The organism is Streptomyces sp. NPDC036822, assembly GCF_055609145.1.
Window position 1 is genome coordinate 60,094 of record NZ_JBVJPY010000021.1, and the last position, 19,193, is coordinate 79,286.

Sequence of the window (19,193 nt, forward strand, 5' to 3'; positions counted from 1 at the left end):
GTCGGTCTCATGGGCCGAAACCTTCAAACCGGCAGGCACCTGCGGCCGATCGACCTGGCGCGTCGGCACGGTCTGTCGACCCAGGCGGTCAGGAACTACGAGGAGGCCGGCATCCTGCCGGCCGCCGGTCGGACGGCCCACGGCTACCGCGCCTACGCCCCGCTGCACGCGGCGGCGCTGCGGGCGTTCCTCGCCCTGGTGCCCGGCCATGGCCACCCGTCGGCGGCGTCGATCATGCGGGCCCTGAACCACGGCGCGGTCGACGAGGCGCTCCGCCTCGTCGACGAGAGCCACACCCAGCTCCTCGACGACCGCCGGACCCTCCAGGCCGTGGAGAGCGCCCTCCGTGACCTGGAGTCCACCGCGACGGCCGGGCCCGAGGCACGGGGTGCCTGGTCCGGCGCCACGTACATCGGGCCGCTGGCGCGGAGGCTCGGCATCCGGCCCGCGACGCTGCGTGCGTGGGAGAGCGCCGGTCTCGTGCGTCCGCGCCGCGACGCGAGGACCGGGTACCGGGTCTACGACGAGGCCGACGTACGGGATGCCCGGCTGGCCCACCAGCTCAGGCGGGGCGGCTACCCGCTGGATCGGATCGCCCCGCTGATCGAGCGGGTGCGCGCGGCCGGTGGGCTGGAGCCGTTGGAGGCCGCGCTGGGTGACTGGCAGGGACGGCTGTCCGCCCGCGGGCGGGCGATGCTCAGCGGCGCCGCCGAGCTGGAGGCGTATCTCCGCGAGCGCGGATGACGGGCCGGCCGCCGGCCGAGGAGAGGGAAGGGCCGGGCGTCGCGGGTGCCGGCCCTTCCCACGCTGTGACCTGCGACGGAGGGGCCTGGGCGCCGCGCGCGCCGCGCGTCACTCGCGTCCTGGGGAAGAACCCACGGAAACAAACCGATCCGCACATCTATCGCGAGTGCGTCGACCCCTGCTAGAAGAGTGACACTTCAACAACTCCTGTTCCCCACAACACTTCAGGGAGTTATTTGTCATGCGCACGTCTAGATTCAGATGGGCCCTGCCCACCCTGCTGGCCCTGGTCGCCGCGACCCTCGGCATGGCCCAGCCCGCCTCCGCCGCCGCGGCGGCGGGCGAGCGCTACGTCGCTCTCGGCGACTCCTACTCCTCGGGGGTGGGCGCCGGAAGCTATCTGTCCGACAGCGGCAGCTGCCAACGCAGCAGCAAGGCGTACCCGTCCCTCTGGGCGGCCGCCAACGCCCCGGCCTCCTTCTCCTTCACCGCCTGTTCGGGAGCGACGACCAGCACGGTCAAGAACAGCCAGCTGGCCCCGCTCACCAGCTCCACCACGCTCGTCAGCGTCACCGCCGGCGGCAACGACGTCGGGTTCGCGAACGTCATGCAGACCTGCGTCCTGCAGAGCGAGGCGACCTGCGTCAACGCGGTGAACACCGCCATCGGGCAGATCAACAACACACTGCCCGGGAGCCTTTCCTCCCTCTACGCCGGCATCCGGGGCAAGGCGCCCCAGGCCCGGGTCGTCGTGCTCGGCTACCCGCGCTTCTACCAGCTGAACGGCAGTTGCATCGCCGGCCTCAGCGAAACCGAGCGCGCCGCGATCAACCGGGGCGGCGACGCCCTCAACGCCATGCTCGCGAAGCAGGCCGCGAACGCCGGCTTCTCCTACTCCAGCGTCGTGGACGAGTTCACCGGCCACGAGATCTGCTCGGGCGCGGCGTGGCTGCACAGCGTCTCGGTGCCTGTCTCCAACAGCTACCACCCCACCGCCACCGGTCACTCCGGCGGCTATCTGCCGGCCTTCCGCTCCGCCGTCTGATCTTCCCCGGGCACCCCCCGGGATCTTTCGCGTCCATGAGTCGACGCGGGTAGACCCGGCTCACACCGCCCGGCATCGCGCGCCCCATCCGATCCGCACCAGGAGGAAAGCCCATGAAGTCTCCGCAGGTCCCCACCGGTCCCCGGGCCGACGGCACCACCTCGAGCCGTACCCGAGGAAAGGCACTCCGCTCCGTTCTCACCGCCCTCGCCCTCGTGCTGGGCGCACTCTTCGCACCCGGCGTCGGCGTCCTCTCCGGCGCCACCGACGCCCAGGCGGCCACCAAGATCAGCCACGCCACCGCGACCTCGATGTTCCGTGCCTCGGGGATCACCTGGTCCTCGTCCGGCGGCTGCTCCGACCGGTCCAACCCCACCTGCACGTCCTTCGAGCAGCTCAACCTCGCCACCGCGCAGGGCGCCCAGACCCTCAAGAGCGCCAGCGGCTGCGCCCTCAACATCACCGGCGGCACCGAGACCGGCCACGCCTCCGGCACGTACTCGCACTGGAACGGCTACAAGCTCGACTTCAGCAAGTACACCTGCGTCGGGAACTACATCAAGAACACCTTCACCTACATCGGCGTACGCGGCGACGGCTCCCCGCAGTGGAAGTCCGGCGCCGGCAACATCTACGCCGACGAGGGCAACCACTGGGACGTGACCTTCTACAACTGCGGCGGCTGCTGAACGACCGCCGCCTCCGAGGCCGGAGACGGCCGAAGGGGCGGCACCGCCCCTCCCGAGGCCTGTGTGACGGCATCGGGAGGGGCGGTGCACCGTCCGGGGCGGAGGCGACACGCCCTAGGGCAGGACCCACTTCTGGTTGGGTCCGGTGTGGCAGGTCCACAGGTGGACCCGGGTGCCGTCGTTCCAGGTACCGCCCTCGGCGTCCAGGCACTTGCCCGACTGCGGGTTGCGCACCGTACCGTCACCGTGGGGCTGCCAGACCTGGGCGCCGCTGCCGTTGCACGTCCAGAGCTGGACCTTCGTGCCGTCGGCGCTCCCGCCCCCGCTCACGTCCAGGCACTTGCCAAGCGCGCGCAGCGTGCCGTCCCCCGGCCGGGACCACTTCTGCGCGGCCGACGCGTTGCAGGTCCAGATCTGCACCTGCGTACCGTCGGCACTCGCCCCGCCCGCGACATCCAGGCACCTGCCGTTCACGCCCTTGACCTCGCCCCCGGCCGGGGGCGGTGTGCCCCCGGAGGTCGCGACCCGGACGTTGCGGAAGGCGACGGTGTCCCCCTCGCCGTGGTTCTGGAGACCGATGTGGCCCTGGCGCAGGCTGCGGACCGGGTCGGTGTTGGTGAAGTCGTTGATCTTCCGACCGTTGAGGAAGATCTCCAGACGTTCCCCCGTGACCCGGAGCTCGTACGTGTTCCACTCCCCCGGCGGGTTGAGCGCGGCGTCGCGAGCGGCCGTGTCCGCGGACTTGAAGCCGTAGACGGAGCCGGTCGTGCGGTCGGCGGCGTCGGTGGCGTCGATCTGGATCTCGTAGCCGTTGTTCACCGCCGACCACGGGTCCGAGGAGGCGGGGAAGCCGATGAAGACCCCGGAGTTGTCGTCGCCCTCGGCCCGCCAGTCCAGCTTGACCGAGTAGTCACCGGTCAGCTCCCGGCCCGCGTACCAGAGCATCCCGAGCCCGCCCTGCGAGGTGAGGGTCCCGTCGGCCAGCGAGAAGGAGCCGGGGCCCGCCTGTTGCCAGCCTGCGGTTCCGCCGCCGTCGAAGAGGGCGGTGTAGCCGGTCTCGGGCCGGCAGTCGGCCTCCGTCATCCCGGCCGCCCAGCGGATGCCGCCCAGCAGGTGGCGGCGCAACGCCGGCTCGGCGTACGACTCGTCCGTGTGGCCCGCGCCGGTGTAGAACGCCCGGCCGCCCTCGTGGGCCTTGCACCAGGCGATGGGGTGGTCCCCGGACATGGTGCCGCCCGAGTAGCTGGACTCGTCGAGCGACGCGAGGACGTGCGCCGTGGTCCGCGGGTTGGTGCGGTAGTTGTACCACTCGTCCTGGCGCTGCCAGGTCCGGCCCAGATGCGCGGTGGCGTCGTGGGCACGGTCCTCGACCTTGGTGGTCGCCGTCTGGATGTGCGGGTGCGAGTGGAACAGCGCGCCGGCGAGCCCGGCGTAGAAGGGCCAGTCGTACTCCGTGTCGGCGGCGGCGTGGATGCCCACGTAGCCACCGCCGCCGCGGATGTACTGCTCGAAGGCGGTCTGCTGGGTCCCGTTCAGGACGTCGCCGGTGGTCGAGAGGAAGACGACCGTGGCGTAGCGGGCGAGGTTGCCGGTGGTGAAGGCGGTGGGGTCCTCGGTGGCGTCGACGGTGAAGTTGTTCGCACCGCCCAGTTCACGCAGGGCCGCCACGCCGTCGTCGATGGACGAGTGGCGGAAGCCGGCCGTCCGGGAGAAGACCAGGACCCGGTAGGCGGGGTCGGCGGCCGCCTGTACGGCGGAGGCCGCGCCGGCCGCCGCTCGGTCCGCCCGAGGTGCGGCGGAGACGGTGGCGGAGTCCGCGATCGCCGCGGTGCGGGCCGTCTGGGGGACGGCGGTCGCGACGGCGGGCGCGACGCCCGCGCAGATCAGGGCGGTGCCGGCGAGCCAGACGCCGGTACGGGAGAGGATGTGTCGCATCTTCGTGTCGCCTCCTTCCTGCTAGGACAGGGTCCACTTCTGGTTGGCCTCGGCGTGGCAGGTCCAGAGATGGACCCGCGTGCCGTCGTTCCAGGTACCGCCCTCGGCGTCCAGGCACTTGCCGGACTGCGGGTTGCGCACCGTGCCGTCGCTCTGGGGCTGCCAGACCTGAGCGGCGCTGCCGTTGCACGTCCACACCTGAATCTTCGTACCGTTCGCGGTCGCGCCGCCATCCACGTCCAGGCACTTGCCAAGGGCGCGCAGCGTGCCGTCCCCCGGCCGTGACCACTTCTGCGCCGTGGTCCCGTTGCAGGTCCAGATCTGCACCTGTGTGCCGTCGGCACTGGCCCCGCCCGCGACATCCAGGCACTTGCCGTTCACACCCTTGACCTCGCCACCGGTCGGCGTGGCGCCCGAGAGCGCGAAGTGGAAGTCGTCGACGTCGAAGAGCGATCCGCTGCCGCCCTTGAAGACCAGGAAGAGGGTGGTGGAGCCGCTCGGGCGGTTGGTCAGAGCCGTGCTGACCTCCTGGAAGGTCTCCCAGCCGCCGGTCACGGGCACGGTCGCCGTGCCGAGCAGCGTGCCGGTCGGGGATCCCGCCCGTACCTCGATGGTGCCTCCCGTGCCGCCGGAGGAGACGCGCGCGGTGAAGCGGGCGGCGTCGGCGAGGACGTAGGGGGTGTAGGAGATCCAGTCGCCGGTCTCGATGTGGCCGGCCGTCTTCCCGCCGTGGGCCGGCGCGTGGTCGACGATCTGCACGCCCGACGTGTTGCCGTAGTGCTCGCCCTGGCGGTGGGTGGGCTGGCTGATGTTCTGGTCGTGGGTGGTGAGGGCGGGCTGGCCGTTCGCCCCCTTGTCGGTGTACTCGGCGTCCCAGACGCCGAAGATGTTGGCGTTCGGGTCGTGCTCGCCGTCGGCGATGGTCTGCACGGTGCCGGAGCAGCCGGTGGCGGAGGTCTGCGGGTGCCCGTGGCTGTCGTGGCCGAGGATGAAGGTCACCTTCACCTTGGAGCAGTCGATGGGTCCGTCCTCGGGGTCGGTCACCGTCACGCGGAACGGCACGGCGGCGCCGGGGTCGAGGATGGTGCCGTCCAGGGGCAGGTCGAGCCGCACGGTCGGGGCGGTGTTGCCGACGGTGATCTGCACGGAGGCCGTCGCCTGCTTCCCGGTGGCGTCCGTGACGGTCAGTTCGGCGGTGTAGCGGCCGTTGACGGTGTAGGTGTGCGACGGGGCGGCGCTGGTCGAGGTGCCGCCGTCACCGAACTTCCATGCGAAGCGCAGCGCGTCGCCGTCGGGGTCGGAGGAGGCCGCGGAGGAGAACGTCACCGTCAGCGGTGCCTTGCCGGAGGTGCGGTCGGCCGTCGCCACGGCGAGGGGGGAACGCCCGCCGGTGATGTGCTCGATGCGGTAGAGCGCCGAGTTCTCGTCGCCGTTGAAGTAGCCGGTGCCGTAGTCGAGGACGTACAGGGCTCCGTCCGGCCCGAAGGCCATGTCCATCACCTGGGTGCCGGTCCAGGGGAAGGCGTTGATGGACTGGATCGTCCCGGCGCCGTCCTGGGCTATCCGGCGTATCCACTTGCGGCCGAACTCGCCGGCGAAGAAGTTCCCGTCGTAGCTCTGCGGGAACTTCACCGCGGAGGTGGAGGACGCGTCGTAGCGGTAGACCGGGCCGCCCATGGGCGACTCCGAGCCGCTGCCGAACTCGGGAACCGAGCCGCCGTCGTACGGCAGCCACGCCGACTGGGCGGGCGGCAGGTCGGTGAGGCCGGTGTTGCGGGGCGATGTGTTCCTGGGCGCCGCGCAGTTGAACTTCGCCCCCGAGGTCCCGGTGGAGAAGTCGTGGTCGTTGTAGGCCTCGTTGGCCCCGGTGCAGAAGGGCCAGCCGTAGTTCCCGGCCTTGGTGATGCGGTTGAACTCGACCTGGCCCGCCGGTCCGCGGGTCGCACTCGCGGATCCCGCGTCGGGGCCGTAGTCGCCGAGGTAGACGGTGCCCGTCGCCTTGTCGACGCTCATCCGGAACGGGTTGCGGAAGCCCATGGCGTAGATCTCGGGCCGCGTCCTGGCCGTGCCGGGGGCGAAGAGGTTCCCCGACGGGACGGTGTACGAACCGTCGGCGGCGACCTTGATCCGCAGGACCTTCCCGCGCAGGTCGTTGGTGTTGCCGCTGGAACGCTGCGCGTCGTAGGCGGGGTTGCGGGAGGCCCGCTCGTCGAGCGGGGAATAGCCGTCGGAGGCGAAGGGGTTGGAGTCGTCGCCGGTGGAGAGGTAGAGGTTGCCCTGGGCGTCGAAGTCGATGTCTCCGCCGACGTGACAGCAGATGCCGCGGGACGCCGGCACGTCGAGGATCTTCTTCTCGCTCGCGGTGTCCAGGGTTCCGTCGGTCCTGAGCGTGAAGCGCGAGAGGCGGTTCACCCCGTCGAAGGGCGCGAAGTCCGCGGCGGTGCCGTCACTGGGGGCGTCACCGGCCGGGGTGGAGAGCTTGGGGGCGTAGTAGAGGTAGATGTGCCGGTTGGAGCTGAAGCCGGGGTCCACGCCGACACCCTGCAGCCCCTCTTCGTCGTGGCTGTAGACGGGGAGTTGCCCGGCGACCTTGGTGGCCCCGGCCGCGTCGGTCAGCCGGAGCGTGCCGTCGCGCGAGGTGTGCAGCACCCCCCGGTCGGGCAGCACGGCCATGGTCATGGGCTCGCCCATCTCGGCGACGCCCTTGGCGAGTGTGACCTGCTGGAACTCCTCGGCGGCGGCCGCCGCCTCGCCTTCGCCGTGAGCGGAGGCCGGCGCCACGGGGGACAGCAGGGCGGTGGAGAGCGCCAGCGCGATCACGCCGACGGCTCTGCGGACACGGAAGGGTTTCTGGCGCACAGATGTCTCCCGAGAGGTGGGGGGCCGACGGGCCGGAGTTGCCCGGTCGGGGGATCGCAGGCGTGCGCCGTCACGCCGGCAGGCCCGTCGCCGCGGTCAACTGGACGGGCCCGTAGGGAAGTTAGCGCGCTTCTCCGCCACCCGTAAGACCTTTCGCAGCGGCATCGCGAACTTCTTCCCCCGGCAGGACAAAGAAGGGGGCGGTCGTCCCCGGACGTCACTCGACCTCGCGGAGCCGCCGGACACCGCCCTCACCGCCCTCGGCCCCTGGACGGCCACCGGGCCCCTCGTCCCCCACGGTCGCCGGGCGGCCCTCGTCCCCCGAGGCCGCCGGGCCTTCGTCCTCCCACGGCCGCCGGGCCTTCGTCCCTCTCGTCCCGAGGTGAACGGCCTCGTCGTCCGGCCGCCCCGCCTGCGGTCCCGGGGCATCGGACCGGCCCTCGTCCGCGCCGCCGATGACCGGGCCCGGCGGCACGGCCGTCCACGGATCGGCCTGGGCGTGGACGACCGGAACCACCGCGCGGCCGCGCTCTCCCCTACGGCTCGGCCACCACGAGACCGGGTGCCAGGACCTCGACCGCCACCACTACCTCGACGGCGGGGTGCGGCACCAGGTCGCCGCCCCCTGCCTGTTCCTCGTCAAGCCGCTCACCGGCCGGCCGGACCGACCCCGGCTTTCAGTAGGTCTGCCCCACATGCGCGAGGGCCTGCTTCAGCAGGACGGCGTGGCCGCCCGGCATCTCGTTCTGCACGGCCGCGGAGGCGGCCTCCCGCGGGCTGAACCAGACCAGGTCCAGGGCGTCCTGCCGGGGACGGCAGTCACCGGTCACCGGCACGATGTAGGCCAGGGACACCGCGTGCTGGCGAGGGTCGTGATACGGGGTGACACCGGCGGTGGGGAAGTACTCGGCGACCGTGAAGGGCTGGAGGGAAGCGGGCACATGGGGCAGCGCCACCGGACCGAGATCCTTCTCCAGGTGGCGCAGCAGCGCGTCGCGGACCCGCTCGTGGTGCAGCACACGGCCGGACACCAGGGTCCGGCTGATCGTTCCGTCCGTACCGATCCGCAGGAGCAGTCCGATGCTGGTGACTTCGCCGGTCTCGTCCACGCGTACGGGAACGGCGTCGACGTAGAGGATGGGCATCCGTGCCCGAGCGCTCTCCAGCTCGTCCCCGGTCAGCCATCCGTGCGTGGTCTCGGTCATGTCAGACATCGCCTGATCATACTTTCCGGACGGTCCTCCGCCCAGATCATCGGCCCGCCAGTCGGGACGGAGTTCGGGGCGCGCCGACGAGGCACATCGCCACCGGCAGCGATCGGAAGCCCCGGGCCAGGGAGGGCAGCGCTCGATCCGGGGCGGCGGACCGCGTGGGATAGCGTGCGGTGATCGGTTCGCACGGTGGGAGGCCCGTGCACGAGCGCGGGAACGGGGGCGGGGATGGGCGATTCGGCATGGGCGCGGTTCCGGCGGCACCGGTGGCTGCCGCAGGCGGCGCTGACGCTGCTGCTCGTGGCGCTGACGGCGGGTGTCGTCCTGGTACGGGCCGAGCAGCGCGAGCGGCACAACGAGGACGCGCTCGCCGAGGCGTGCGGTGGGGCGCTGCCCCGGGAGGACGCGGCGAGGCTGCTGGCCCACGACTCCTGGTGGACACTGCGGACCGGGCCCGGGCCGCGGGGGCTGGTGTCCTGTTCCCTCGGCGGGGACGGGGACGACGACCCGTGGTTCAGCGTGACGGCGGAGCCGGTCCTCGACCCTCCGCTGAAGGGCGTCCGGGTCGAGGACATCGTGGCCCGCACTCCGTTCGCGGAGGTACCGGAGTGGGCCGAGGAGCACGAGCGGGCGGCCGTGCGGGTCACGGTGGACTGCCCGAACGGCCTGCCGGGGTACGCGCGGCCCGTCACGTCCTTCCGGGTGCACGCCTCGACCGTCGGCGCCGAGCACGAGCGGGCCGGGGCGCTCGTCGCCGCCGTCGCCGAGGACGTGCGCGCGAGCCGGCGGTGCGGCGGGGCCCCTGTGCGGGAGGCCGACGTACAACCGGTCGTGCCGTCCCGGGACGACGAGGCCCCGGACGCGGCCACGGCGGAGTGCGCCTGGTTCCGGCCGGCGCTGCTCGGCCCCTCCTTCGAGGACGCCGAGCAGTCCGCCCGCGGAGCGACCCACGCTTGGGGGCGGGCCTGTTCCACGACCCTGTCGAAGCCGGGCGGCGGCGTGGTGGTGACCTCCGCGAGCTGGTGGGGCGAGGTGCTGCCGGAGGTGGGCACCGAGTACGGGCGTGAGCTCGCCCGGGCCGGAAGCGGCGGTCCGCCGACCGCCGGCGGGAAGCGGCACTCGCTCGCCGTCTGGGCCGAGGGCCGGTGCGCGGGCGGCCGGACCCTGCACCGGCTGGGCCTGGAGGGGGCGGACCGAGGTCTTCTGTCGGCCCGGGCCGACGCGCTCCTCGCCCGCTACCTCGGCGCTTCGGACGGCTGCCGTGACACGAAGGTGCTCGGAAGGGTGTGGGGATGAGCGACGAGGCCGTGGAGCGGGAGCGGGGCAGGCTCCGCCGTCGTCGGATCCGGCTCGTGGCGGGCCTGGCGCTCGGCACGGCGGTGGTGGCGGGCGGCTTGTTCTGGCTGTCGGGCGGCTGGGACGCCTGGCGCCATGACCGGGCCCTGGACAAGGCGTGTGACGGCACCCTGGCGGCCGAGGCGGTACGGGAGTTGACGGGCGGGGCGGAGGTGACCGCGGAGACGAGGAAGGGCAGGACCTCCTGGCAGTGCCGGGTGAGCGAGGTCGACGACGAGGAGGACGGCCGGATCGACCTCCGCGTGACGGTGAGCGACGCGCGGGACCGCTTCGCGCGGCTGGAGGCCGCGCGCACCGACGCGCCGCTGGGTCATGGCTGGACCGGCGGGTTCGCGTTCGATCCCGACCAGGAGCGCCGGGGCCAGGCGACCGCCACCGTCCTGCTCGACTGCGACGGCAGGTCGGACGGCGGAGTCGTCGCCGACGTACGCGCCCGGATCGACCGCGCGGACTTCGGCCGTCCGCAGGACCGGGTGCGGCTCACCGCCGTGCTGACCCGGACGGCGGCGGCCTACGCCCGCCAGGGCGGGTGCCCGGTCGGCGAGGGCGAGCCGGTGCGGTCGGTGGGCGTCTCCGTGAACGCCTGGGACCACAAGCCCTTCGCGTCGGTGTCGGGCAGCTGCGCCGGAGTCCTGGACGAGCGGACCGCCGCCCGTTGGGGCGTCCGCACGGTCGTCGAGACCGCACCGGGACCGAAGCCGGTGGAGGGCTGCACGCTGGGCGGGCTCAGGGGTGCGCCGCTGTACACGTTCACCGCGTCGTACGGCCGAGCGCTGGACTGGCTCGAGGGGGAACGTCTGGAGGACCTGGCCGACCGGCCGGCGGGCGATGCCCCGGACGGCCGTTACGTCCTGTGGGCCGACTGCCCCGGCGCGGCCGGACGCGCCGCCTATTCCGTCGCCCCCGCCGGTGACGGGCGCGGTGGCTCCACCCTCCTGCTGGACCACCCCGCCCTCCGCGACGCGCTGCGGGCCTTCGCCGAGCGTTCGGCGAAGGCCCAGGGCTGCGCGCTCTCCGTCGGCTAGGGGGTGCTTGGAAGGTTCCGGCTCCGTCTACGGGTTCTCTCGGGGGGCGGGATCGAGCCGAGGGGTGCGATGGACGGCCACCGCGGCCGCGTCGTCGTTCAGGTGTCCGCCGACATGGGCCGTGAGATCGGTGCGTACGTGGTCCAGCAGCGGCTCGGGGGCCGTGCCGGTCCACCGGGCGACGCGCTCGGCGAGAGGGTAGAAGGATCCGTCGGGTGAGCGGGCCTCGATCACGCCGTCCGTGTAGAGCAGGAGCGTGTCGTCGGCATCGAAGACGAACGTGTCGGGGGTCAGGTCGGTCCTGGGCAGGTCGCACATGCCCAGCGGGGGCTCGGCGTGGCTCGGGGACAGCGGGGTCACGCCGTGCCGGTTCAGCAGCAGGGGCGGTGGATGCCCGCAGTTGATCATCCGGGTGACGGGGTCGTCGTCCGGGATCTCGACCATCAGAGCGGTGACGAAGTGCTCACCGAGGTCGTCGGACCCGGCGTGGGGGGCGTGCTCGGCCAGATACCGGCAGATGCTGTCCTCGAGCGCTCCGGCGAGTTCGGCGAGAGTGGCCGACCGGTGGGTGGCCTCGCGGAAGGCGCCCATGATCACGGAGGCCTCGCCGATGGCGGTCATCCCTTTGCCCCGGACGTCGCCGATGAGCAGTCGGGTGCCGTGCGCGGTGCGGGCCGCCGCGTAGAGGTCCCCGCCGATCTGCGCTTCGTCGTCCGCCGCCCGGTATACCGAGGCGATCCGCAGGGGGCCTATACGGTGGGGCAGCGGACGCAGGACCACGCGTTGGGTGGCTTCGGCCACGGACCGGGCCTTGCTCAGCTGACGTCCACGGCGCTCGCGCTGGTGGCAGAAGACGACGATGACCGTCGAGAGCACCGCCAGGGCCGCGATCTGGACCTGGTGGTTGGTCGAGAACAGCTCGTCCCGGTCTCGCAGCAGGGCGATCACCACCTGAGCCGCCACGGTGAGCGCGCCGACCAGACCGGTCAGCCAGGCGCCCGCGAACCAGGGCGTGATGGCGGGGGCGACGATCAGCAGGGGCCCCAGGTGGATGTCCCCCGGTGCCAGGACGTCGACGACCGTGATCACGACGATCAGCCCGAGCGGGATGACGAGCAGCCCGTGCCCCGATCGCCAGAGCCGCCTCGGATCCGTCAAGCGTCGCCGCAGGTCCACACCCCCACTCTGCACCAGCCGCGACACGGCCGCAGGGCGGCACTTCTCCGGCCGGGGACGGCACCGTGGTCCGGTGCGCCCGGATGGCGGAGCGGTCCCCGGCGGCGGTCGTGAGGTCGCGCAACCACGCCTCGAGCCCCTGGCGCAGCAGGTCGGTCGCGGTGGAGACGTCCGCCTCGACCTGGCCGGGCTCTGGAGGACCCCCAGCGGTACGTCCTCGTCCACGGCCCTCCGGTCCCCGGCGACCACGCGCCCGAGGGCATCACCGGCACGGAACCCGACGACTGCCGCCCCACCCGGCCTGACGGCCGTTTCACGGACTATGCCGACGTCGAAGCCCCTCGAACGGGTAGAAGAGGACCTATGGACAGCTCCCTCTGGCTCGTGGTGGCCGCGGTTCTGGCGCTCGCGGTGGCCGGCTGCGCGGCCGTACTGCTCGTACGCGTCTTCCGGGCACGCAGGTTGCTCAGGGATTCCGGTGTCCCGTTGCAGTCCAAGGCGCTGTTCTGGACCGCGGTGATCTACACGGTGTCGCCGATCGACCTGCTCCCTGACCCGGTGTACCTGGACGACGTCGGCGTCCTCCTGGTGGCGCTGCGCGCGTTGCACTCGGCGGCGGCCAGGAGCGGGGCCGACCGCAAGGAGCTGCCGGGCTGAGCGGCCCCCTGGCGACGCCCGGCGGAGCGGGGGCGCACGCGGGCGGCGGCCCCGTGCAGGGGCGGCGCCTCGGACCGCGCGCGGCCGATGGCCGGGGGCCGGTCAGGCCACGCGCTTCGGCTCCGGTGACCCGGCCCGGCGGCGAGCGTAGCGGCGGCCCAGGGGCTCGGCGCTCAGGCCGTGCAGCACGATGCTGATCATGACGGTGATCACCATCACCCGGGAGATGAAGCCACCGCCCTCCTCGCGCAGTTCGACCGCGGCGAGGAGGCCGAAGACCACCGAGGTCACGCCCCGGGGCCCCATCCATCCGAGGAAGAGGCGGTCGCCCAGGGACAGATCCGTACCGATCAGGGCGAGTATCACGGGCACCATGCGCACCAGCGTGACCGCAAGGAGGGCGTAGAGGATGACGGAGAGGTGGAAGCCGTCCCAGAACTCGTCGTTGACGATCTGTCCGAACAGGAACCACAGGGCGAGCGTCAGCAGCGTGACCAGGTCGTCGGTCATCTCCACGGCGTCCTTGGGCAGATGCCTCATCGCCGGCGCGATGCAGACGCCCGCCACGAAGGAGGCGACGAATCCGTTGCCGCCCAGGGCCGACGACAGGCTGTACGCGGCGATGGGAACGCTCAGGACCCCCAGCCTCGTCGCCGCGGGCTGCGTCCAGCCCCTCGCCCAGGCCAGGCGCAGCAGCCGGCCTGCCACCGCGCCGACGAGCGATCCGGCCAGGACGGCCCAGGCCGCCGATCCGACGGCGTCGAGGACGGCCTCGGCGTAGTCGCCGCCGCCCGTGTGGGCCTCTCCGGCGGCGGCGACGCACAGCAGGAACACCGGTGAGACGATGCCGTCGTTCAGGCCTCCCTCGACGTTGAGCACGTCTCGCAGCCGCGCCGGGATCCGCTTGTCCCGCACGACGGCCGCGGTGGGCGCCAGATCGAGGGGGACGACCACGGTCGCCAGCGCCGCCAGGATCCAGCCGGGCTGGTCGGGGAAGAAGACGAGCGCGGTGAGGAAGGCGGCACCCAGGGTGAGGGGCAGCGCGCCTCCCACGAGGCGGGTGACGACGCTCCTCTCCCGGCGGATGACTCCCGAGGGAACCTCGGTCGCGTCGACGAAGAGCAGCAGCGCGAGGACGACCTCCACCGCGTGCTCGAAGCCCGCCATGTCACCGAAGTCGAAGACGAGCGGCGGGTCCGATCCGCTGGTGAGGGCGATGCCTGCCGCCATCATGGCGATCGGCGCGGTGATGCTCCACCGCGCGAGCCGGTGCGAGAGGACGCACCAGGTGAACAGAATGCCCGCGATGACGGTGACGGCAAGCAAGAGCATCCGCGCTTTCGAAGGGGTCTTCCGATACAGCCGCAGACTAGAGCGGATGCCCCGGCGACCGGCGCGAGCACGCCGACGGGGGGCCGCCTCACCCCCCGTGCGGCGGGCCGTGCGGTCCGGCCCGGCGACACCGGGGGCCCGGGGCCGCCGGCCCCAGCCTCGGGCGGCCGGGGCCGGTGGGCCGGGGCCAGGCGGCCCGGTCCGGTGTGCCGAGGCCAAGCGGCCCGGTCCGGTGTGCCGAGGCCAAGTGACCGACTCAGGTGGGCCGGAGTCAGGTGGCCCCGACTCGGGCGCCCGGGCCCGGTGGGCCGGGGCCAGGTCTCCGGGTCCGGCGGGCCGGGCAGATGGCCGGGGACCAGGTGTCACGCGATGGTGACGACACGTGCCCAGGCGGGCGGCGTGTCGGGGACGTAGTCGGGGTCCTCCTCGTCCACGGCGCGGGCCGGCCGGGGGAAGAGACCGACGACGGTGCGGCAGGGTGGTTGCGCGGAGGGCCAGGGCGTCTGGCCGTCCGTCAGGGCGACGATGACGTCCGGGCGTGGCCGGGTGCGGAGCGCCCGGGCGAACCCGGAGCGCAGATCGGTTCCGCCGCCCCCGACCAGTTCGAGGTTCTCCGCGCGGCAGAGCGGTACGGCGACACCGGCCGCCGCGTCACAGGAGATCACCGAGACCAGGTCGCGCCGCCCGCCCACGGCCCGCGAGATCGCCGCCACCTCCAGGAGCGCGCCGCCCAGCTCGGCGTCGCTCACCGACCCGGAGGTGTCGATGACCACGCACACCCGGGGCGGCATGCGGCGCAGGCTCGGCAGCACCACCCCGGGGACACTGGCCGAGCGGCGGCTCGGGCGCCGGTAGCTGTGGTTCTCGCCCACCCCGGGCGCTCCCGCGGCCGAACGGATCGCGGCCCCCAGCAGCCGCTTCCACGGCTGCGGCGGATGGAACGCCTCCTCCGCCCATCGGCGCCACCCCTCCGGCGCGTCACCCGGACGGCCCTTGATGCCCTCCGCGACCCGGAAGCGGACCGCGTCCCGCTGCTGTCCGCTCAGCCCGTGCGCTCCGTCGGGCCCCAGCTCCCACGGCCGTTCGTGCCCGTCGGCGCCGCTGCCGCAGTCCAGCCAGGCCAGGTCGGCGGCGAGCCCGGACAGCGACGCCGTGCGCAGGTACTCCTCCATCAGCTGCCCCTCGGGCAGCCGCAGCAACGACGGCATCACCGCCCCGGCGGGCCGGGGCAGGCCGTCGCCGTAGATGTCGTCGTTGATCTCGAAGTCGGCGGCGATGTTGCGCCGCAGCCGCTCCCCCGGCCCGTGTTCGCCGTGCTCCCTCGCGTACCGCTCGCCCCGCCCGTGGTGGTCCCGGAGCAGGTGGGAGACCTCGTGCACCCAGACCCCGGCAAGCTCCTCGACCGGAGTGGACGCCACGAAGCCCGGGGAGACGTAGCAGCGCCAGTACGCGTCGACCGCCATCGTCGGCACCGACCGGTCCTCCACCACGTGCAACGCGAAGAGCGCGGCCGCCAGATAGGGACGCACGGTAACCGCGTGCAGCCGGGCGGCCAGCAACTTCTCCCTGTCCAGCGGAAGTCGGGGCGTACCGCCGGGCCGGGCCGGACCGGCCGGCGGCATCGGCACGGTGGCCCGCACCGGGCGTGGCGGCGGGGGCGGGGACATCGGGCGCGGAAGCGGGGGCGGGGACGTGCGGTACGGCGCCGGGGGCCGTACGGCCCTCGTCATCGGCGCGTCCGCGTCACGCGCCCGGCGTCGGCCGCCGCCGCACGTCCGACCGATTGGTCCGCGCGGCGGGCCAGATCGATCACCCCGGCCAGCCGTTCCACCGCCTTCGGGATCTCCCAGTCGTCGCGCCGCAACGTCGCGAGCACCGTCGCCGGGGCGACGAGCAGATCCGGGGCACCCGTCTCCAGCGCGCGGACCAGCACGGCCCAGCCCGCCTCCCACCGCTCCCGCTCCGGGCGCGCCCCGACGGCGGCCACCACCGCCTCCAGAGCCGCCTGGCGCAGATCACCGCGCTCCGGCAGTTCGGCGTGGGACGGATCGGCCAGCAGCGACTCGGGGTCGGGCAGGTCCATCCGGTCGAGATGGGCGAGGAGTTCGAGGCCTGGCCCGTCCCCCACCGCCCCTCGGACCAGCAGTGCCAGCACCTCCCGGGAGACGGACGCCGCCGTTCCGAAGGCCAGCAGGGTCAGCGCGGCCTCCCAGCTCCGGGGTGAGGGCCACGCGCCCCCGCGCTGGGTCTCGGTGGTCGGCAGCCGGTGGATCAGCTTCGGCCGGGCCTCCAGGAAGCCGCAGACCGCGCGGCGGGCGAAGGTCACGGCCTCCGGCAGCCTGTCCGGGGCGAGCCGGGGCAGCTCCGCCCGGGGCCAGACGCCTCCCAGTCCGCGTACCACCACCTCCCGGTCGTGCACCCAGTGCAGATGCACGAACCGGTTGGCCAGCGGGGGGCTGAGCTCCCATCCGTCCGCCGCCGAGGCGCGCGGATTGGCGGCGGCCACGATCCGCACGCCAGGCGGCAGCGTGAGCGTGCCGACCCTCCTCTCCAGGACCACCCGGAGCAGCGCGGCCTGGACCGCGGGGGTGGCGGTAGAGAGCTCGTCCAGGAAGAGCAGGCCCCGCCCGGCGCGGACGAGTTCCACGGCCCACTGCGGGGGCGCCATCGGTACCCCCCGTACCGCCGGGTCGTCGCCCACGATGGGCAGTCCGGAGAAGTCGGACGGCTCGTGGACGCTGGCGATGACGGTCGTCAGCGGCAGGTCGAGGGAGGTGGCGAGCTGGGTCAGGGCGGCGGTCTTGCCGATGCCCGGTTCGCCCCAGAGCAGGACGGGCAGGTCGGCGGCGACGGCCAGGGTGAGCGCTTCGAGCTGCTCGTCGGGGCGCGGCTCGGTGGTCGTCGTCCGCAGCAGCCCGAGGAGGTCGTCGGCCAGGGCGAGGCGGGTGCCGGTTCCCGGTGCGTCGGCGCAGAAGGGTACGGGCCGCACGGCCGTCGGGACGGAGACCGAGGCGGGGGCTGGGGTGGGCAGGAGGGTGCTGGACGTCATGAGGCATCACCTGAGGGGGTTCGGGGAACGGGGTGAGCCGTCCCGGAAGTGTGGGGTAGCACGGAAGCGCTCGATGCGCGGTGTGAGCATCGGAGTTCAGGAAGCGGTGCTCAGGAGGCGGAGTTCAGGAGGCGGAGCCGGTCACCGGGACAGGCCGGTGCGGGGCCGGGTCAGGCTGCCGCGCTTGCGGCGCATCACGAGGGGCGTACGGCGGTCGATCCGGGGACGGGGGCCCGCCCCGGCGGGCGAGGCCCCTGCGGCGTTCCCGTCCCCCGCCGTGTCGGCCCGTGTACCGGCGGCGGGATGCTCGGGGACCAGCCCCGCCCGGTAGAGGCCCTGGTCGATGCGGCGGGCCGCGGCGGACAGCAGTTCCTCCCGGAGCGGGCCGTCACGCAGGACCGCACCGGGACCGAGGAGCCCCACGACGACGGCCAGCGCCCCGGAGACATCGCCGTGGCCGAGCCGTTCCCTGACCGCGGGCAAAGCCTCCGGGTTGCGGTGCACCGCGTCGATCGCCCGCAGGCAGGGCAGCGCAGGCCCGCCGAGCGCCACCAGCAGGGCCTCCCTGCGCAGGGTGACCCGGTCGTGGTCGACAGCCGTCAACACGCCGTCCCGCAAGGCGATCCGGTGAATTTCGCCCCGGCACTCCACCCGGTGCGGATCATCGGTCGTGTGAACCGGGCCGGAGGCCGGTGCCATGCCGGAGACGACGACCGGGCCGAACGGACCCACCGAACGGGACGCCACGGCGGGGACGGAGGCAGCCAGAGCCCCGCCGACGAGAGGGTGCAGCCTCTCCGCCGTGATCAGCCCGGCACGCAGCAACTCCAGGTCGGGGAGGGTGCGGGCCGCCGCTTCCGGCAGCACCGGAAGCGCCGCCACCTCCTGGGGCGGCAGCAACTCCCGCAGCGGCCGGAGGACCGGGGCGTGGCCGTCGTCGGGGGCGACGAGTTCGAGCACGGCGCGCCGTCGGGTGCCGAGCCGTACGGTGAACGCGCCGCGCGGACCGTGCCCTTCGGACCGCAACAGCGACTCCGCCTCGGCCGCCCATGTCGTGACCGCCCAGGGGGCGCCGAGGAGGGCCGGCGTCGGGGGCCTGCCACCCGGGTCGGACAGGCCGAGCACGCCGGGTCCGTCAGGCCGGTGGGGTACGCCGAGCGGATCGGGTACGTCAGGCCGGTCGGGTACGTCGAGCGCGTCGAGCAGCTCGCGTACGTCGGGCCGGTCGGGTGGTGCCGTGGACGGCGGTGGCCCGTCCGCGCCGCACCGCCGGGCCACGTCACCGCTGCGCGCCGCGTCCCAGAGATGCCGGTGCAGGTCGAACCGGAAGCGCCGTTCGGGAAACGGATGCGGGTGGGTGTGCGAAGCGCGGCCGGGAACGTCGTACCCGGAGCCGTCCCATACGGCAAGTGACATGCGCTGTCCGGCATCCGCCCAGGCCGGCGGTGTGCGCACCACCAGGCTCAGCGGCGCGGCACTGTCGTAACGAGCGAGCGTCAGGGTGAGGCCGGGCCGGAGCCGTCCGTCGGGGGCGATGCGAGGCATGTGCCAGCGGAGCAGATCCGGCGCCAGGTGACGCAGGTCGGCACGGAGCCGGCCGGCGAGATCGGTGCCGTGGCGGTCGGCCACGGCGCGCAGATCGAGGTCGACGTCGATCCGGGCGGCGGCGCAGGCCCCCGCCCAGTCACCGACCGCACGCCGTGCGGTGGCGGTCTCGATCATGGACGGTGGCACGGCGTACTCGCGCACGCGCTGCCACATCTGAAGACGGGTCGGAATCTCGTTCGCGAAGTGATGTGCCATCAGCACTCACCTTGTGCGAACGAGTCCCCCAATCGGTACGAGGAGAGGTTCATCATCTCCGGCATCGTAACCCACCGCCGTTCGATCCCCCAGGAGGTTTCGCCCGGGTGATCGAACGACGCTCGGCGGGCGATGGTCCACCGCCGCCCGTGACCGCGCGCGCCGTTGATCGTTGAGCACGGCGAAGCGAACACCGCTTCCTCCAGGGGTCTCTCACCGCCATGGGAATCCCGACCGGCCCCGCCCGCGCTCACGCGCCGGCGGGGCCGCGTCCATGGGGGTGACGCCGAAGCCCTCGCGTACACGGCCGCG

General features: G+C 73.3%; 16 protein-coding genes. 7 read left to right on the forward strand and 9 right to left on the reverse strand.

Features of this window, described 5'->3' with window-relative positions:
* The first annotated feature begins 9 nt into the window (after positions 1 to 9).
* The 3 genes from ACZ68P_RS31510 to ACZ68P_RS31520 all read left to right on the forward strand — a co-directional run bounded on the left by ACZ68P_RS31510 (position 10) and on the right by ACZ68P_RS31520 (position 2,478).
* A complete protein-coding gene (locus tag ACZ68P_RS31510; RefSeq protein ID WP_471012231.1) occupies positions 10 to 744 on the forward strand; it encodes a TioE family transcriptional regulator in 735 nt (244 codons plus the stop codon).
* 241 nt (positions 745 to 985) lie between these two features.
* Positions 986 to 1,789: an SGNH/GDSL hydrolase family protein gene (locus ACZ68P_RS31515; protein WP_471012233.1), complete on the forward strand. Its 804-nt coding sequence runs from the start codon at positions 986 to 988 to the stop codon at positions 1,787 to 1,789.
* A 113-nt stretch (positions 1,790 to 1,902) separates the two neighbouring features.
* Positions 1,903 to 2,478, forward strand: a complete 576-nt coding sequence (locus ACZ68P_RS31520; protein WP_471012234.1) for a hypothetical protein — start codon at positions 1,903 to 1,905, stop codon at positions 2,476 to 2,478.
* A gap of 114 nt (positions 2,479 to 2,592) precedes the next feature.
* On the opposite strand, the gene ACZ68P_RS31525 is transcribed toward ACZ68P_RS31520, so the two are convergent.
* The 3 genes from ACZ68P_RS31525 to ACZ68P_RS31535 all read right to left on the reverse strand — a co-directional run bounded on the left by ACZ68P_RS31525 (position 2,593) and on the right by ACZ68P_RS31535 (position 7,789).
* A complete protein-coding gene (locus tag ACZ68P_RS31525; RefSeq protein WP_471012236.1) occupies positions 2,593 to 4,413 on the reverse strand; it encodes a ThuA domain-containing protein in 1,821 nt (606 codons plus the stop codon).
* A gap of 21 nt (positions 4,414 to 4,434) precedes the next feature.
* Positions 4,435 to 7,104, reverse strand: coding sequence for a PQQ-dependent sugar dehydrogenase (locus ACZ68P_RS31530; RefSeq protein WP_471012315.1), 2,670 nt, complete (start codon positions 7,102 to 7,104; stop codon positions 4,435 to 4,437).
* Between the two features lie 385 nt (positions 7,105 to 7,489).
* Positions 7,490 to 7,789: a hypothetical protein gene (locus ACZ68P_RS31535; protein WP_471012331.1), complete on the reverse strand. Its 300-nt coding sequence runs from the start codon at positions 7,787 to 7,789 to the stop codon at positions 7,490 to 7,492.
* Between ACZ68P_RS31535 and ACZ68P_RS31540 the strand changes: the two genes are divergently transcribed.
* A complete protein-coding gene (locus ACZ68P_RS31540) occupies positions 7,685 to 8,053 on the forward strand; it encodes a GNAT family N-acetyltransferase (protein WP_471012318.1) in 369 nt (122 codons plus the stop codon). The two genes, ACZ68P_RS31535 and ACZ68P_RS31540, sit on opposite strands and share 105 nt — an antisense overlap.
* Here ACZ68P_RS31540 and ACZ68P_RS31545 read toward each other — a convergent pair.
* Positions 7,950 to 8,486: an NUDIX hydrolase family protein gene (locus tag ACZ68P_RS31545; protein WP_471012238.1), complete on the reverse strand. Its 537-nt coding sequence runs from the start codon at positions 8,484 to 8,486 to the stop codon at positions 7,950 to 7,952. The two genes, ACZ68P_RS31540 and ACZ68P_RS31545, sit on opposite strands and share 104 nt — an antisense overlap.
* Before the next feature lie 225 nt (positions 8,487 to 8,711).
* Between ACZ68P_RS31545 and ACZ68P_RS31550 the strand changes: the two genes are divergently transcribed.
* The gene (locus tag ACZ68P_RS31550; RefSeq protein WP_471012241.1) at positions 8,712 to 9,779 is read left to right on the forward strand and encodes a hypothetical protein; all 1,068 of its coding nucleotides are present in this window, start codon (positions 8,712 to 8,714) and stop codon (positions 9,777 to 9,779) included.
* On the forward strand, positions 9,776 to 10,864 hold the full coding sequence (locus ACZ68P_RS31555) for a hypothetical protein (protein WP_471012245.1): 1,089 nt from the start codon (positions 9,776 to 9,778) through the stop codon (positions 10,862 to 10,864). The genes ACZ68P_RS31550 and ACZ68P_RS31555 overlap by 4 nt, the downstream gene beginning before the upstream one ends.
* A 27-nt stretch (positions 10,865 to 10,891) precedes the next feature.
* On the opposite strand, the gene ACZ68P_RS31560 is transcribed toward ACZ68P_RS31555, so the two are convergent.
* Positions 10,892 to 12,022, reverse strand: a complete 1,131-nt coding sequence (locus ACZ68P_RS31560) for a PP2C family protein-serine/threonine phosphatase (protein ID WP_471012248.1) — start codon at positions 12,020 to 12,022, stop codon at positions 10,892 to 10,894.
* A gap of 381 nt (positions 12,023 to 12,403) precedes the next feature.
* Here ACZ68P_RS31560 and ACZ68P_RS31565 point away from each other — a divergent pair, with 381 nt between their 5' ends.
* A complete protein-coding gene (locus ACZ68P_RS31565) occupies positions 12,404 to 12,697 on the forward strand; it encodes a YkvA family protein (RefSeq protein ID WP_471012251.1) in 294 nt (97 codons plus the stop codon).
* 102 nt (positions 12,698 to 12,799) lie between these two features.
* On the opposite strand, the gene ACZ68P_RS31570 is transcribed toward ACZ68P_RS31565, so the two are convergent.
* From ACZ68P_RS31570 to ACZ68P_RS31585, 4 genes are all read right to left on the reverse strand, one after another.
* Entirely contained in the window at positions 12,800 to 14,029 is a 1,230-nt protein-coding gene (locus ACZ68P_RS31570) for a cation:proton antiporter (protein WP_471012254.1), read from the reverse strand.
* A 362-nt stretch (positions 14,030 to 14,391) separates the two neighbouring features.
* The gene (locus ACZ68P_RS31575; RefSeq protein ID WP_471012320.1) at positions 14,392 to 15,651 is read right to left on the reverse strand and encodes a vWA domain-containing protein; all 1,260 of its coding nucleotides are present in this window, start codon (positions 15,649 to 15,651) and stop codon (positions 14,392 to 14,394) included.
* A gap of 104 nt (positions 15,652 to 15,755) precedes the next feature.
* Positions 15,756 to 17,078: an AAA family ATPase gene (locus ACZ68P_RS31580; RefSeq protein WP_471012255.1), complete on the reverse strand. Its 1,323-nt coding sequence runs from the start codon at positions 17,076 to 17,078 to the stop codon at positions 15,756 to 15,758.
* 141 nt (positions 17,079 to 17,219) lie between these two features.
* Positions 17,220 to 18,881, reverse strand: a complete 1,662-nt coding sequence (locus ACZ68P_RS31585) for a hypothetical protein (RefSeq protein WP_471012256.1) — start codon at positions 18,879 to 18,881, stop codon at positions 17,220 to 17,222.
* Positions 18,882 to 19,193: the final 312 nt, after the last annotated feature.